Origin of the sequence: Mesorhizobium sp. M0048, from assembly GCF_040323405.1 — a bacterium.
Lineage (GTDB): Bacteria > Pseudomonadota > Alphaproteobacteria > Rhizobiales > Rhizobiaceae > Mesorhizobium.
Window position 1 is genome coordinate 69,768 of record NZ_JAMYUV010000023.1, and the last position, 14,781, is coordinate 84,548.

Sequence of the window (14,781 nt, forward strand, 5' to 3'; positions counted from 1 at the left end):
TCCCCCTAGCAGTTGCAGGTCACAGCCTGGATGACAGGTTGGCAAAGTTCCGGCGCGCCATTGCAGCAATCCTCCATGAGGTAGGCCAGCAGATCGCGAAAGCCGGTCATATCGGCGAAGTAGCGCACGCTGCGGCCCTCTCGTTCGGTCCGCACCAGGCCGGCATGGGACAGTATCTTGAGATGGGCCGACATCGTATTCGGCAACGCGGCGAGCCGTGAGGCGATCTCGCCCGCAGCTACGCCCTCGGCGCCGGCCCGCACCAAAAGGCGAAAAACGTCCAGCCGGGTCTCCTGGCCGAGCGCGGCAAGTGCGGAAAGGGCGAGCGTCTTGTCCATATTTCCAGATTTCCAGAAATGGGGAATAGAGTCAACGCGCCTGTTCCGGTGGCGGCTCGCCTAGCTTATCAGCCAGGCACTGTGGCGGCGACCGCATCAGCGCGACCAAGGCTTGCAACCGCTTTCCTGACCCGCTGCAGATGCGCCTGGCGACCGGCGGCCGAGACGCTGTCCATCCGGTAGAGCGCCAGGAATTTGGTCCGGCACAGCGGATGGCAGACGGAGCGGAAGCCGCGCAGCAGGGTTCGCCGGCCGGGCTGCCCCATGATCCACGACATCAGCGGCGTGGCACCGCATGTGGTCATCGCCATCACCCGGCGTATGTGCCGCAATTTGGGCCGCGGACCGCGTCGTGCGGTCGGCATCTCGAAAGCGAAGCCCGGCACCAGCACGCGCTCCAGCCAGCCTTTCAGCATCGCCGGCACGCCATACCACCAGGTCGGGTAAATGAAGACGACCGCCTCCGCCCAGAGCAGCTCCTGCGCATGTTCGTGCACGGGTTGCAGGTTCGCCGCCTTGTCGTGGTAGCCGCGCCACTCCTGCGTGCGCATGACTGGATCGAAGCCGGTCGCATAGAGGTCGAGCAGGTGGACCTGATGGCCGCGATCGGCAAGCGTCTCCAGCACCATATCGCGGACGGCGCCATTGAAGCTGTCCGTGCAGGGATGGCAATAGACGACGAGGACCTTCATCTTGCGCTCAGCCCGGTCGGTCACGAGAGGATCGCGGTGGTGCCTGCAGGCGCGTCGCATGCAAACAAGCCACCCGCAGACATAGTCGATCAGCTGTTTTCATGCGAAGCCCCGCAGCCCGTATCAAGACGCAACAGCTCCAGTCACGTCAAGGCCCGCTCGTTCGCCCAAAGAAAATTGCGCAGACATGGGCTTGCCGGAGGGCGCTGTCCCGGCCCTTCTGTCCCGCAAGCCGTCCGGTCCTTCAGTCGCCCATAAGCATTGCTTTCAGAGCATCCGCACCTAGCTTCAGGGCGTATCCAAAACCTCGGGAGAAAAAGATGCAGACAGGAAAACTGAGCGGCAAGATCGCCTTGGTGACTGGTGCCTCCTCAGGCATTGGCGAGGCCACCGCCTTGGCGCTGGCGGCCGAGGGCGCCACGCTGGTGATTGCTGCGCGGCGCGCCGAGCGCCTGGACAATCTGGCGAGGCGGATCCGTGAGACCGGCAGTGCGGCGCTGCCGATTGTCGTCGACGTCACCGACGAAACGCAAGCCACGGCGATGGTCGAACGGGTCCAGCAGGAGTACGGCCGGCTCGACATTCTGCTTGCGGTTGCAGGCGTCGGCGTCGCCGCGCCGTTCCGCAACACGACGCCGGAAGAGTACCGCCGGATGGTCGACGTCAACATTCTCGGGCTGCTTTATCCGATCCATGCGGCACTGCCCTCGATGCAGCGGCAAGGCGCCGGCCACATCGTCGTCGTCTCATCCGGCACCGGCCGTTATATCCACCCTTCGGTGGTCTATTCCGGCACCAAGCACGCGGTGAGCGCGATGGCGGAATCGCTGCGCCGCGAGATCGGCAAGGACGGTATCCGCGTCACCTGCATCGAGCCCGGCGCCGTCAAGACCGAGTTCACCCAGAATATGCGCGCGGATGTGCGCCAGGCGGTCGAGCAAAGGCTGGGCGACATGCAGCAACTAGAAAGCGAGGACATCGCCGCCGCCATCTTATACGCGGTGACCCAGCCGCCACGGGTCAACGTCAACATCCTGACCCTCTATCCGACCGAGCAGGCGTGAGGGCCGCAAAGGTGGTACCCTGCCGCCCCCCGCAGCCCTGCAGTATCATCCGCCGGTCATCAGCGTGAACACAAGCTGCCGCAGCTTGCCGCCCGGGCCGAATTCGACCCGGTCGAAATCGCGGCTCGCCTGCCGCTGTGCCTGCGAAATTCCGGCGAGACGTCTCGTAACTTCGGTCCTGATCTTGCTGCAGCCACGGTCATCGGCGACGGTCAGGCCGATGGTGGCCGCCTCGATCTTATGCACCATGTCGATGATGCTGGCGCCATGCACCTTCTCGTGGGCGGCAAGGCCGGCTGAGAAGATCTCCCAGTTCTTCTGGATTGCGCCCGGCAGCCGCGCGGCCGGTTTCGGCAAGGTGTAGGTGATGATCAGCTTCGGCCGCGCCGACACCAGTACGCAGGCGTCGCCTTGCGGCTGGTAGTCCCTCACCCAGGTCAACTTGAAATTGGTATGCGCGATGACGCGGCGCTCGCCGAGCAGCGGCCCGCGCCCGCCGATCGAGGCATAGAGCTCCGGGCCGGACTGCCCCGAGATGGCGTAGGTCTCGACCTTCTCGACCGCCTGCCAGCCGGCATGCGCCAGCGACGTCGGCAGAAAGGCGAGCAGCAGGCAAAGGCGAACGGCTGTTTTCATGCAAGTCCTCGCAGCCGCCGTGATCGATGCAAGTGGCGAGCAGTTCCCTTCCGCGGACAGCCGGCAGCCGGCTATACTGGGATGCTCGTATACAAGAATCCACAGGCAACGCCATGTCGCCGCGATCGAACATTGCCCGGCAACGCCCTGCCCCCCGGACCCAGCTTCCCGGTGAGCCTGCCGCGCGCTGTCTAAATTGGCCTGTGCTCGCGCAAGTCGGAGTGCGTTATCGCTTCTAGCTGACGCCTGAATGCTTCGAGTCGGGGTTGACATTCTGTGAAGGTGCGCCGGTTCTCCGATCAACTTGCCGCCAACTTCCCATGCGCATGCGTTCGGTCGGCGAGCGTTTCGATCACGCGACACTCGCCGACCCGCCCGCAGGCGCATTCCTCGACCATCTTCCGCAATTCCCTGCGCAGAGCCTTAAGACTGGCGATTCGCTTCTCCACCTCGACCAGCCGCGCCTTCGCGATCTCATCGGCGCGGGCGCATGATTGATCCGGATCATCCTGCAGCGAAAGCAGCGTACGGATCGCATCAACCTCGAAGCCGAGTTCTCGCGCGTGCCGGATGAAGGTAAGCCGCGCTACTGCCCTCCTTCCATAGCGTCGCTGCTTTCCTTCGGTTCGACCCGTTTCGGGCAACAGGCCAATTTGCTCGTAGTAGCGGATCGTCGGTATTTTCACCTCCGCGCGACGAGACAATTCACCGATCGACAAATCCATAAAAAAGCCTCTTGAACCTCTAGCCACTAGATATCCTACAGTGTCTTCACTGAGGAGTCACCCATGTCCGAAGCTTGCTGCGATCATAAAACCAAAAGCTGTGCGGGACCGCCGCCGCTGGTTCTGCCGGCGAAGCTGCACGGTCATTCACATGATCGTGCAGCGGAAGCCTCATGCTGTTCGGACGGCGTGCCGGTCTTTGACGGCATGAACCCGCGCTACAAGCGAGTGCTGTGGACGGTCATCGCTATCAATGCGGCCATGTTCCTGACCGAAATGACTGCCGGCTCACTTGCCGGTTCTCAGGCGCTGAAGGCCGACGCGCTGGATTTCCTCGCCGACACCCTCACCTATGGGCTGAGCCTCGCGGTCATCGGCGCGAGCTCGAGGACGCGCGCAACGGCTGCGCTGCTCAAGGGTCTGTCGCTCAGCCTGATGGCGCTTTGGGTTTCCGGCTCGACCGTCTATCAGACGCTGATCCTCGGCGTACCCAGCGCGGAAGTCATGGGCATCATCGGCTTTCTGGCCCTTGCCGCCAATCTTGCTTCCGTTGGTTTTCTGATGCCCTACAAGGATGGTGACGCGAATGTCCGCTCGGTTTGGCTGTGCTCGCGCAACGACGCGATCGGCAATATGGTGGTGATGGCCGCAGCTCTCGGCGTTTGGAGTACGTCAAGCGCATGGCCGGATCTGGCCGTCGCCGCACTTATGGCCGGTATCTTTCTAACCTCATCGGTGCAAATCCTGCGGCAGGCCTGGAGCGAATACCGCGAAGGCGCACCAGACCGAACGACTGTGCCTGCCGCATGATCTGTCGGTTATGTGGGCAAGAGCGGATGTCCAGGATCCCCGTCTCGTTGTCTGTAATCGGGTCACGGAGCGACGCTTTGTGAAAGCGCCGCTCCCTGTCTTCCGCACGATCACGGCCTGATCACCCACGCTGCCGGAAAGGGCGACGTCTCCGACGGTGATCGTGACCAGGTCGCAACCCCGCAGCTTGCTGTCGTTGGCAAGATTGAACAGCGCAAGATCGCGTTCTGCACCTGATACACTGCAGTCGTTCGGATGCTCCAGACCTCTCGTGCCTTGGGCGGAGACTTCTGGCCGACGATGCGGCCCGTGTTCCAACTGGGCATGGTTCTTCTCCTATGCCACCCTCGACAGCCGCAGCGGCCGATGCGGGCCTGCGAAATTGCAACGTCTAACCTGGAGCCGCCTCCGAGGATTCTGTTCGGAAGGTTACCGACTTGCGCCGCGTCCGATGAAGTGGATCACGCAATGCGCGCAGTCGCGCCATTCGTTGCGCTTCTAAAAAGTGTAAGGGCTCAAGTCGACCAAGGACGCCCATCTGGAGGATAAATCGACTTCGCCGCTGGGTCGCCCCCCACGGATGAGACGACCCACTGTTCCGCGGCGCTCGAGACGGCTCGCGAAACGGACGACCCGCAGATGAATTTTTCGTGTTATGATGAGCTTGCAACACGCGTAATCTCGACCTCGGCAATATGGCAGAGGTCGAAAGTTATTGCCTTGGCACAGGAAGCTTTCGCCCCCGGCAACTTGATCGCCTCCGAAACGCTGGGTGTGCTGCTTTCCCTGACTGACCCAGGGCGAGGAGGTTGTCCATGTCCACGAGTAGTGTTGACCGCCCGCTGCAGCCGGGCGACCGGGCACCGAATGTTGTGCTCAACGCGATCTCACGCGAAGGCAAGATCGCGCTCGATGATTTTCGAGGCCGTAGCCCGTTGTTGATCGGTTTGTTCCGAGGCCTGCACTGTCCGTTCTGCCGGCGCCATGTCGCGGCGATGGCGCAACTTAAGCCGGCCCTGCGTGAGAAAGGCGTCGAATGCCTGGCGGTGGTCAATACGCCAGTCGAGCGGGCGCGGCTCTATTTCCGTTACCACCCGGCACCCGATCTTATCGCTGCATCCGACCCGGAGCGGGCCTCGCACCGTGCCTTCGGCTTGCGCGAGGTCGGGATGGAAACGGTCATGGCGATACCGTTCCATCTCCCGGGCGAGTTGCCCGAGCCTATGGACGTCATGGCAATGAATGAATTTCTTAACAAGAAGGAAGGTTATGAGATTACGGAAGTCGATCAGCAGGCGATGGCTTCCAGCCAGGCGCAGCTTGTCGGTCAGTTCCTAATCGACCGGGCGGGCATCGTACGCTGGAACTTCACTGAAGTTCTGGAGGATGGCCTCAACACCTTCAGAGCGCCGAATCCCGAGGAATTGATGTCGGCAGCTTCCGAAGTTGCACATACTTAGGCTGCGGAACCAGGCTGCTGAAAGCTCGCTCGACGAGCACCGAACTGTGGTGATTTTGGATTCAACCATCATCGAGATGCTCAGGCGTGGAGAGCTAACGGCCGGCTGGCGTGCAGTCCAAGTGGTACAGCGCGTGGATCAGGCGGAGTGGCACGTGGTCGTCTTCGATCCCCATCAAATCCCCCGCATGAGTTAGGACGTCCCGTGGGCACTGGGTTGGTTTGCTGCCCGGGTGTGTACCCGGCGCGTTTACCTGAGGTGTCGCCCGGTGTCGGGCGGCAGCATCGGGAAGGTTCCTGGGCGCGTTGAAAGCCCACGGCGCTGAGCGGATCAAGATGGATCCGGCGCGGACTTCTGCTCGCCATTGCCGAAAGCTTTCGCCGCAAAAGGGCGGATCACTGGTTGCTAGACTAGCGGGCGGCGAGCGTTTCCGACCGTTTGCAATACAGGCGGACGCCGACGGGCACGATCTCATAGCCGGCATTGTTCAACTGGAGCTTCATCTCCTCGAAATGCCGCTTTGAGCCGCTGACGATCGATTCAGGTGTGTAGTCCCAGCCATTGCGGGCAGCATTGGCCAGAATGTCGGCGTAGAGTCGCATGCTCGTGATTTTCACATCCGATTCCAGCACCTGCCTGCATCCTCTTGCGAACGACGGCGACAGACCCGCCGAAAAACTCAAAATCGTGCATGCAATAACGACCGAAACGGTACGCATGGAAGCCCTCCCCTGACTACAGCTGTTGCTGCGGGCGACCTTGCAGTTTGTGCGTCAGCGGCGGCATCGGGCAGATGCAGTATTCGACCACCTGCATTTGTAGTATTCTTCCGCTGGGGACGGGGTTCCAGCATGATGCTCAACGACGCTTCGAAAGCCCAGGCGCTCGACGCCTTGTCGGGTCGCGAGCGCGCGGTTGCGGAAAAATTCGCGTCCGGTATGACTTACCGTGAAATCGGCAAGGCGCTTTTCATTGCCCCGACCACAGTTCGCACTCACCTTGCGAGCATCTACGAAAAGCTCGGCGTACGGACGAAGATCGGGCTCGCGACCTACTTTAGCGGTATCCCGCGCGCGTCGCAGGAAGCGCTTTTGCCTTTGTCCGAAGCCCCGCCAACGCTTGCCATATTCCCGATTGAATGCCTCAATTCCGAAGAGCGATGGCGTCGCTTTGCCGATGGCCTGTCGTCGGACATCACCATCGACCTGGCGCGCTACGCAGGCTTGCCTGTCATAGCCTTTCACACGATGAAATCACTGGGCAGCAAGCCGGCCGATTTTGCCGCGGACGGTAAGATGCTCGGCGTCACCTATATAGTTTCGGGCCGGTTGCGCGCCGACGACCAGAGGGTTCGCTTGACGATAGAGCTTGCCGATGCTCGTAACGGCGTCAGCCTGTGGAGGGAGCGCTACGACCGGCCTGTCGAGGACATTTTCGAGCTGCAGGACAGCCTGACCGAAAGCATCATCAATATGTTGGCCGGCAGCTACGGAACCCTCGCCACCGTCGGCCGCAATGCGGTTCGCCGCAAGCCGCCGGCCAGCCTGCGCGCCTATGATTGCTATTTGCTCGGTGTAGAACAGCACACGACGTTCAGCCGCGCCGGCAATGCGGCGGCGATCCGTCTGTTTTTACGAGCGCTGGAGCTTGACCCCACTTTCGCCAACTGCTGGGCCGAACTCGCCTATGCCTATTCGATCGAGGCCTGCAACGGCTTTGGCGACGACGTGCTGACCTCGATCGAGAACTGGCGGACGGCGGCCGAAAACGCACTGCGCCTCGACCCGACGGACAGTTGCGCCCACGCGTGCCTTGGCAACCTCAGAGCATGCCTTGGCGATCTCGAAGGAGCGGAGAGCGCCCACCGGCGCGCTCTCGAATACGGCTTCAATCATGCCGGCATATTGCCGCTACTTGCCGGCAGCAAGGCGCTTGTCGTTGGCGATCCGGCCGAGGCAATTCCGCTCATCGAGCGTGCCATGCGGCTTAACCCACTGGCCCCGCCCTGGTATTTCGGCATGCAGGGCCGCATTCTGTTCGCCGCCGGCAGACACCGGCAAGCCATTGCAGCGCTCCGCCGGAGTTCGCCGGAGTCGCCGGACGTGCTGATGTTTCTCGCGCTCGCGCATGCGGCCACGAGTGAGGCCGGCGAAGCGGCCAGGTTTGCCGCCCGTTTGAAAGCCGAATTCCCCGAATTTTCGGTCGAACGCTTCATCACTGCCTATCCCGTGACCAATCCGGATGCCGTGCTGGCCATACGCGACGCCGCAAGGCTGGCAAGGCTCATCTAACAGGGCCGCATGCATCCGAGGCGACATTCCAGTCCTTGCGTGGACACAGTCGGCAGCCGGTTATACTGGAAACGCGTAACGAGAACCAACGCCATGTCGCCGCGACCGATCATTGCCCGGCAGCGCCCTGCCCCCGGGACCCAACCTCCCGGCGTCAGCCTCTGTCGCGCGTTGTCGAAGCTTGGCCTTTGCTCGCGCAAGCAGGCCGAGCTTCTGGTTGCCGAGGGCCGCGTGCGGGTCGCCGGCAAGATCGTGCGCAACGGCTCGATGCGCGTCGATCCAGGCCGCGACCGCATCGAGGTCGACGGCCGCCGCGTCGCCGCCGAGCGCAAGGTCTATCTGATGCTCAACAAGCCGCGTGGGCTGGTCACCACCCGTGTCGACCCGCAGGACCGCGGCACCGTCTATGATTGCCTGGCCGGGCTCGACCTGCCTTTCGTCTCGCCCGTCGGCCGCCTCGACAAGGCCAGCGAAGGCCTGCTGTTGATGACCAACGACACGCGCCTTGCGCAGCGCCTGCTCGACCCCGCCTCGCATGTCGCCAAGACCTATCACGTGCAGATCGGCGCGCTGCCCGACGAGGCCATGCTGGCGCGGTTGCGCGCCGGCGCGACAGTCGACGGCGAATTGCTGACGGCCCGCTCGATCGAGCTGCTGCGCGGCGGCACCAGCACCGCCTGGCTGGAAATCGTGCTCGACGAGGGCCGCAACCGCCATATCCGCCGGCTGCTCGCCGCCTACGATATCGAGGTACTGCGCCTGGTACGGATCGCGATCGGATATCTGCAACTCGGCGACCTTGCCAAGGGCAAGGTACGCCATCTGACCGCCGAAGAGCTGGCGCTGCTTCGGGCCTGAGCACCAGGCAACTGGAGACCCCTCGAACCGAAGCGGCAATTGACATTTGCATCTCTGTTTCATATTTTCCATTTGTGAAACCGAAATGCGCCGATGCAGTCAAAGTGTCAGGCTGACACGCATGGGCGAAGCTGGCTTGGAAGCCGGAGAGAAAATATGGCTACGGCGTTGCGGACGGTTCCCAGATTCCTGGACGAATTGGGCACGTTTGGCGGTCTCAAGGGAACCGATATTGCAAACATCACCGACGTGTCCAAGGCCACGGTTTCGAGGTGGAAGGCCGGCGACATCAAGCCCCAGCCACGCAGCGAGCTCATTTTATCGGATCTGCACTATATCGTCGGCCGACTGCAGGAATTCTACGAGCCAAGCGATATCCGCACCTGGCTTTACGCTCGCCACCCGCAATTGAACGGTGAAAGGGCGATAGATCTCATTCACGACGACCGTGCTCTCGACGTGCTCAAAGTCATCGATCGGCTTGAGAACGAGGTCTTTCTCTAGTTGGCGATCGCCGGGCGGAAACGACACGATAGCCGGCTCATCGACGCTATCGAGGCAATAGTTCCGGTCGAATACTCCGGAACGGTTTGGCGTGTCGTGCGCCAGGGCCGCAGCCCGATCCAATGCTCGAGCTCCGGTGGCCGTTGGGACGATGGAACATTCGACGTGCTCTACACCTCGCAAGAGCGCGAAGGTGCCTTGAGCGAGATGAGATTCCACCTGACGCGGGGGCAGCCAGTGGTCCCTTCACGTGTCAGATACAATCTCTTCGAGATCGATCTTTCTTTGGACCGGACGCTCAGATTGCTCGACCTGGCCGCCTTGCAGACCCTTGGCCTCGACACCTCGCGCTACGGCCAGCTTTCGTATCAGGAAAAGCACGCCGAATATCCGAGGTCGCAAGACATCGGCGAGGCCGCATATTTCCTCGATTATGACGGTCTGATCGTGCCCAGCGCGCGATATGACTGCCTGAACGTCGTCGCGTTTTGTGATCGGCTGCCGGCCGGGGCGATAACGACAAGAACCGATCACGGGGAAATCGACTGGACTTAGCGGCGGGTCCGCCGCCGTCAGGTAAGGCCGCCGACCTCGTCTATGTGGCGCGACATGTCGTCGGGTCTGCACAGCCGCGGGACGTCACCCGCCGCGAAGCGTCATGGATTTCGGCAAAATCCAGCCCATATCCTAGGTGTGGAGCTTTGAGCGTGAAACTCGCGCGTGCGGTTTTGCTTGCCGCGGCTTTCGTGGCTGTTGCGGCCGTTTGTCCCTCTTCCGCAACCGGAGAGGCGAATGGCCGGGAGAAAATTGCGTTGCGCGTCGAGATCGACGGCGCCATCGGTCCGGCGAGTGCCAGGCAGCTCGAGGAAGCGCTGGCGGTGGCCGCGGACCGAAACGTCGAGGCTCTCATCCTGCAGATGGACACGCCCGGCGGGCTGGTCACCAGCATGCGCGAGATGATCGCCGGCATTCTCGCCTCGCCGGTTCCAGTCATCGGCTATGTCGCGCCTGCCGGCGGGCATGCGGCGAGCGCCGGAACCTATATCCTCTACGCCACCCATCTGGCGGCGATGGCGCCCGGCACCAATCTGGGCGCGGCAACGCCGATCGAGATGGGCGGGCCGCTGCCATCGTTTCCCGACGGCGGCAAGAACGATGGCCCCGAGGCGGACAAGGACAAGAAGAACGCCCCCGCGGGCGATGCGATGATCGCCAAGGCGACGAACGATGCCGTTGCCCTGATCCGCAGCCTGGCTGAATTGCGCGGGCGCAATGCCGAATGGGGAGAAAAGGCCGTGCGCGAGGCGGCCAGCCTGTCGGCCGGCGCGGCGCTGCAGCAGCATGTCATCGACTTCGTCGCCCGCGACACCACCGAGCTGCTTCAACTGGCCGACGGCCGGACCGTCGAGATCGCCGGCAAAAAAGAGGCATTGGCGACGAAAGGGCTGCCGGTCGAAACGCTCGAGCCAGGCTGGCTCATACGGCTTCTCGCCGTCATCACAGACCCCAACATCGCCGTCATCCTGATGCTGGTCGGCGTCTATGGCCTCGTCTTCGAGTTCACGAGCCCGGGCGCGGTCGCGCCCGGCGTGATCGGCACGATTTGCCTTCTGCTCGGACTCTATGCGCTCAATCTCCTGCCGATCAGCTATGCCGGCCTTGCCTTGATGCTGCTTGGCATCATCTTCCTGGTCGTCGAAGCCTTGAACCCGACTGTGGTCCTTGGGCTGGGAGGCGTGGCTGCGTTTCTGCTGGGCGCAGCCATGCTGCTCAGGATCGAGGGGCCCGGCTTCGAGATGTCGTGGGCCGTTATCGGCACCGCCGCCGTCCTGACGCTCGGCCTGGCGCTGCTGACCGGCAGCTATCTGTGGGCGGCCCGCAAGAACGTTCCGCGTGTTGGCGCACAGGCCATGCAGGGGCTGCCGGCGGAGGTCCTCGACTGGCAGGGCAGCGAGGGCCACGTGCTCGCCCGGGGCGAGCGCTGGCGGGCAAAAGCCGACGAACCGCTTGCAGTGGGCGACAGCGTCGAGGTGGCCGATGTCAGGGATCTTGTGCTGACGATACGGCGCCGCAATGTGAGAAGCGATGGAGCAAGGCAATGATCATCGGTTATGTGGCCTATCTGGCAGCAGCGCTCGTCGTGGTCATGTTCCTATCCGCGGCCATTCGCATCCTGCGGGAATATGAGCGCGGCGTGGTCTTCACGCTCGGCCGCTTCACCGGGGTCAAGGGCCCCGGCCTTATCATCCTCATCCCCTTCGTGCAGCAGATGGTGAAGGTCGACCTGCGAGTGGTGGTCCAGGACGTCCCGCCGCAGGACGTGATCTCGCGCGACAACGTCTCGGTGAAGGTCAACGCGGTGCTGTATTTTCGTATCGTCGACGCCGAGCGGGCGGTGATCCAGGTTGAAGACTTCATGACCGCCACCAACCAGCTGGCACAGACCACGTTGCGCTCGGTGCTCGGCAAGCATGAGCTCGATGAAATGCTGGCCGAACGTGACAAGCTCAACAGCGATATCCAGGAGATTCTCGACCAGCGCACCGATGCCTGGGGCATCAAGGTCTCCGATGTCGAGATCAAGCATGTCGACCTCAACGAGAACATGGTCCGCGCCATCGCCAAGCAGGCCGAGGCGGAACGGCTGCGGCGTGCGAAAGTGATCAATGCCGACGGCGAACAGCAGGCGGCGGCAAAGCTCGTCGAGGCCGGCAAGATGCTGGCCGAAGCACCGCAGGCCATGCAGCTACGCTATTTCGAGGCTCTCCATGACATCGCCGGTGAGCGCTCGTCGACGGTCGTGTTTCCGGTGCCGATGGATCTGCTCGGTCATTTCATCAAGCAGGGTGGTGAAGGCGGAGGCGGCTGAGCGCGTAATCTCCCCCCTCGAGGCCCCCTCGAGGGGAGATGGCCGCGAAGCGGCCACAGGGGGTCGTCGCTCACATAGATCGCCGACGCCTTCCTCCACGAGAGACGGCGCTGACGCTCCACGCGCCGCGACCCTCTGTCGCCCTCGGCGACATCTCCTCCTTAAGGGGGTAGATCAGCACCCTCACCTCCGCCACGGCGGGACCGGCGCAAAGCGTTTGCTGATCCAGTCGGCGAAGGCACGTGTCTTGGCGGCTTGCCCCTTGGCCGAAGGCATGACGACATAGACGGCGCCCTCATCGGCAAGCGTCCAGTCCTCCAGCACTGGCACCAGCCGGCCGTCAGCGAGCTCGCGTCCGACCAGCCAATCCGTGCTCATCATCAGCCCGACGCCTTGCACGGCGGCTTCGACCAGCACCTCGGCATCATCGGTGACCAGCGGGCCGGAAACCTCGATACTGACGCGCCGGCCCGAACTGTCGGTCATCTCCCAGGCCGGAAAAGTCTGGAAGCCTGAGAAGCCGAGACAGCTGTGCTCCAACAGCGCTTCAGGTTCGGTCGGCGTGCCCCGGCGGGCGAGGTAGGATGGTGCGGCGCACAGCAGCCGTCGCCGTGTCGCGACCTTGCGCGCCACCAGCCGCGAATCCTCCAGTGCGCCGAGACGCACGGCGACATCGAAATTCTCGGCGACGAGATCGGCGAAGCGGTTGGAGAACTCGGCCTCGATACGAACGTCGGGAAATTCGGCGAGAAACTGCGGCAGCAGCGGGGCGATCCACATGCGCCCGAACGAGCCGGGCAGCGCCAGCCGCAGCACGCCGCGCGGCCCCCCGCCGGCATGCGCCGACGCGGCAGCCTCGGCTTCGTCGACCGCGGCCAGGATGGCGCGGACGCGGACGAGAAATTCCGAACCCGCCTCGGTCAGCGACACGCTTCGCGTCGTCCGGTGCAGCAGGCGCACGCCCAACCGCTCTTCCAGCGAGGCAAGGCGCCGCGACAGGATCGTCGCGTCGCGGCCGATGCGAGCCGCCGCCTTGGTAAACGAGCGTGCTTCGGCGATTGCCGCGAAGGCGGCCATTTCGGCCAATACCGCCGGTTCGTACGATTGCTGCATCAGGCGCAGAGCTCAAATGTAAAAGCCAAGGATTATATACCAATAGCGCAGCAGCTAGTTTCACTCAATCCCGGCCCGTCAATCGGCCATCAACCGGAGTGAGACATGAAAGTGATCGAACTGACTGCCCCGAGACTGGACGCGTTTCGCGCGGCCACCGTTCCCACGCCTGAACCGCAGCGCGGCGAAGTGCTGATCCGCCTGCGCGCCGCAAGCCTCAATTTTGTCGATGTCGCGGTAGCGAGCGGCAACTATCCAGGTCCGAGCTTTCCGCTCATTCCCGTCGTCGACGGCGCCGGCGAGATCGTCGGCATCGGCGAGGGCGTGTCGAGGGTCGCCATCGACGACCGCGTCATCGCCCACGCAAAACCGCGCTGGATCGGCGGCCGTCCTCGGCCTTACGAGACCAGAGAGATGCGCGGCCTGACGCTGCCCGGCTCGCTCGCCGAGTATGTCGCGCTGCCGGCCAATGCCGTCGTACCGATGCCGGCGCATCTTTCCTTCGAAGCGGCAGCGACGCTGCCGATCGCCGGCACCACCGCGTGGAATGCGCTTCGCGCCGCCGATGCCGGGCCGGGGTCGGTCGTCGTCCTGCTCGGTACTGGCGGTGTCTCGATCCTGACTCTGCAGCTGGCCAAGGCAGCCGGCGCGACGGTCATCATCACCTCGTCGTCGGACGAAAAGCTGGCCCGCGCCAAGGCTTTGGGTGCTGATCACCTCATCAATTATCGTCAGACGCCGGACTGGGACGCCAAGGTGCTCGAGTTGACCGACGGCCTCGGTGCCGATCTGATCGTCGAAACCGGCGGCTCGGCCACCTTCGCCCGCTCCATCAATGCCGCGGCGCCTGGCGGCACGGTGTTCGCCATCGGCTTCGTCACCGGCGCCGAGGCCACCACGAACCTGCTGCCTATCATCATCAAGGCACTCAAGGTGGTGGGCAACAACACCGGTTCGGTATCCGACCTGCGCGACGCGGCGCGCGCCATCGGCGCCGCCCATATCGATCCGGTCATCGACACGGTCTACAGCCAGCACCAGGCGACCGAGGCCTACGCCCATATGGCAGCTGGCGGCCGCCATTTCGGCAAGCTTGCGTTCAGCCTGTCGTGGTGAGCCTGGAGAAGGCGCCGTCGCTGAAGCTGCCGATCTCCTCCCTCGTGGGGGAGATGTCCGGCAGGACAGAGGGGGGCGCGAAGGATCGCCGGCATTCCGGTCGACCTATGATGAGCTGAGAAATTTGGGCAGTTGTGTGAACTGCGATGGCAGAGGACGCCGCGACAGCGCCCCCCTCTGCCCTGCCGGCCATCTCCCCCTTAAGGGCAGGGGAATCGCATATGGCGATTTTGGGGTTGAGTTTAGGCTGAGAAAGGATTCTTTGGAGAGGCAGTTGAGCGAAGGAGCGACTGCCATTTCCTGCC

At 63.2% G+C, this 14,781-nt stretch carries 16 protein-coding genes; 10 read left to right on the forward strand and 6 right to left on the reverse strand.

What is annotated here, in order from left to right:
- Positions 1–5: 5 nt before the first annotated feature.
- Positions 6–338: an ArsR/SmtB family transcription factor gene (locus NKJ84_RS19575; protein ID WP_352475581.1), complete on the reverse strand. Its 333-nt coding sequence runs from the start codon at positions 336–338 to the stop codon at positions 6–8.
- Positions 339–406: 68 nt separating this feature from the next.
- Positions 407–1,030 (reverse strand): NAD(P)H-dependent oxidoreductase, encoded by a 624-nt coding sequence (locus tag NKJ84_RS19580; protein WP_352507837.1) that lies wholly within the window; start codon positions 1,028–1,030, stop codon positions 407–409.
- Positions 1,031–1,350: 320 nt separating this feature from the next.
- On the opposite strand from NKJ84_RS19580, the gene NKJ84_RS19585 reads away from it, so the two are divergent.
- The gene (locus tag NKJ84_RS19585) at positions 1,351–2,094 is read left to right on the forward strand and encodes an SDR family oxidoreductase (RefSeq protein ID WP_352507822.1); all 744 of its coding nucleotides are present in this window, start codon (positions 1,351–1,353) and stop codon (positions 2,092–2,094) included.
- Positions 2,095–2,139: 45 nt separating this feature from the next.
- Here the strand turns inward: NKJ84_RS19585 and NKJ84_RS19590 are convergent, their stop codons facing one another.
- Together NKJ84_RS19590 and NKJ84_RS19595 are read right to left on the reverse strand one after the other, a co-directional pair.
- On the reverse strand, positions 2,140–2,730 hold the full coding sequence (locus tag NKJ84_RS19590) for a DUF922 domain-containing Zn-dependent protease (protein WP_352507823.1): 591 nt from the start codon (positions 2,728–2,730) through the stop codon (positions 2,140–2,142).
- Positions 2,731–3,029: 299 nt separating this feature from the next.
- Positions 3,030–3,455 (reverse strand): MerR family transcriptional regulator, encoded by a 426-nt coding sequence (locus tag NKJ84_RS19595; protein ID WP_352507824.1) that lies wholly within the window; start codon positions 3,453–3,455, stop codon positions 3,030–3,032.
- Between the two features lie 63 nt (positions 3,456–3,518).
- Between NKJ84_RS19595 and NKJ84_RS19600 the strand changes: the two genes are divergently transcribed.
- Both NKJ84_RS19600 and NKJ84_RS19605 read left to right on the forward strand, forming a co-directional pair.
- Positions 3,519–4,265 (forward strand): cation efflux transmembrane domain-containing protein, encoded by a 747-nt coding sequence (locus NKJ84_RS19600; RefSeq protein WP_352507825.1) that lies wholly within the window; start codon positions 3,519–3,521, stop codon positions 4,263–4,265.
- Positions 4,266–5,080: 815 nt separating this feature from the next.
- A complete protein-coding gene (locus tag NKJ84_RS19605) occupies positions 5,081–5,725 on the forward strand; it encodes a peroxiredoxin-like family protein (RefSeq protein WP_352507826.1) in 645 nt (214 codons plus the stop codon).
- Between the two features lie 410 nt (positions 5,726–6,135).
- Here the strand turns inward: NKJ84_RS19605 and NKJ84_RS19610 are convergent, their stop codons facing one another.
- Entirely contained in the window at positions 6,136–6,342 is a 207-nt protein-coding gene (locus tag NKJ84_RS19610; RefSeq protein ID WP_352507827.1) for a hypothetical protein, read from the reverse strand.
- Positions 6,343–6,576: 234 nt separating this feature from the next.
- On the opposite strand from NKJ84_RS19610, the gene NKJ84_RS19615 reads away from it, so the two are divergent.
- From NKJ84_RS19615 to NKJ84_RS19640, 6 genes are all read left to right on the forward strand, one after another.
- Positions 6,577–8,016 (forward strand): LuxR C-terminal-related transcriptional regulator, encoded by a 1,440-nt coding sequence (locus NKJ84_RS19615; protein ID WP_352507828.1) that lies wholly within the window; start codon positions 6,577–6,579, stop codon positions 8,014–8,016.
- 93 nt (positions 8,017–8,109) lie between these two features.
- Entirely contained in the window at positions 8,110–8,874 is a 765-nt protein-coding gene (locus NKJ84_RS19620) for a pseudouridine synthase (protein WP_352507829.1), read from the forward strand.
- 156 nt (positions 8,875–9,030) lie between these two features.
- Positions 9,031–9,378, forward strand: a complete 348-nt coding sequence (locus tag NKJ84_RS19625) for a hypothetical protein (RefSeq protein ID WP_352475589.1) — start codon at positions 9,031–9,033, stop codon at positions 9,376–9,378.
- Positions 9,379–9,474: 96 nt separating this feature from the next.
- A complete protein-coding gene (locus NKJ84_RS19630; protein ID WP_352507838.1) occupies positions 9,475–9,933 on the forward strand; it encodes an RES family NAD+ phosphorylase in 459 nt (152 codons plus the stop codon).
- A gap of 152 nt (positions 9,934–10,085) precedes the next feature.
- Positions 10,086–11,480, forward strand: coding sequence for an NfeD family protein (locus NKJ84_RS19635; RefSeq protein WP_352507830.1), 1,395 nt, complete (start codon positions 10,086–10,088; stop codon positions 11,478–11,480).
- On the forward strand, positions 11,477–12,247 hold the full coding sequence (locus tag NKJ84_RS19640) for a slipin family protein (protein WP_352507831.1): 771 nt from the start codon (positions 11,477–11,479) through the stop codon (positions 12,245–12,247). Before NKJ84_RS19635 ends, NKJ84_RS19640 begins: the two co-directional genes overlap by 4 nt.
- 183 nt (positions 12,248–12,430) lie before the next feature.
- Here the strand turns inward: NKJ84_RS19640 and NKJ84_RS19645 are convergent, their stop codons facing one another.
- Positions 12,431–13,360 (reverse strand): LysR family transcriptional regulator, encoded by a 930-nt coding sequence (locus NKJ84_RS19645; RefSeq protein WP_352507832.1) that lies wholly within the window; start codon positions 13,358–13,360, stop codon positions 12,431–12,433.
- A 105-nt stretch (positions 13,361–13,465) separates the two neighbouring features.
- Between NKJ84_RS19645 and NKJ84_RS19650 the strand changes: the two genes are divergently transcribed.
- Complete coding sequence (locus NKJ84_RS19650) at positions 13,466–14,476, forward strand: zinc-dependent alcohol dehydrogenase family protein (RefSeq protein WP_352507833.1); 1,011 nt, start codon at positions 13,466–13,468, stop codon at positions 14,474–14,476.
- The last annotated feature ends 305 nt before the right edge of the window (positions 14,477–14,781 follow it).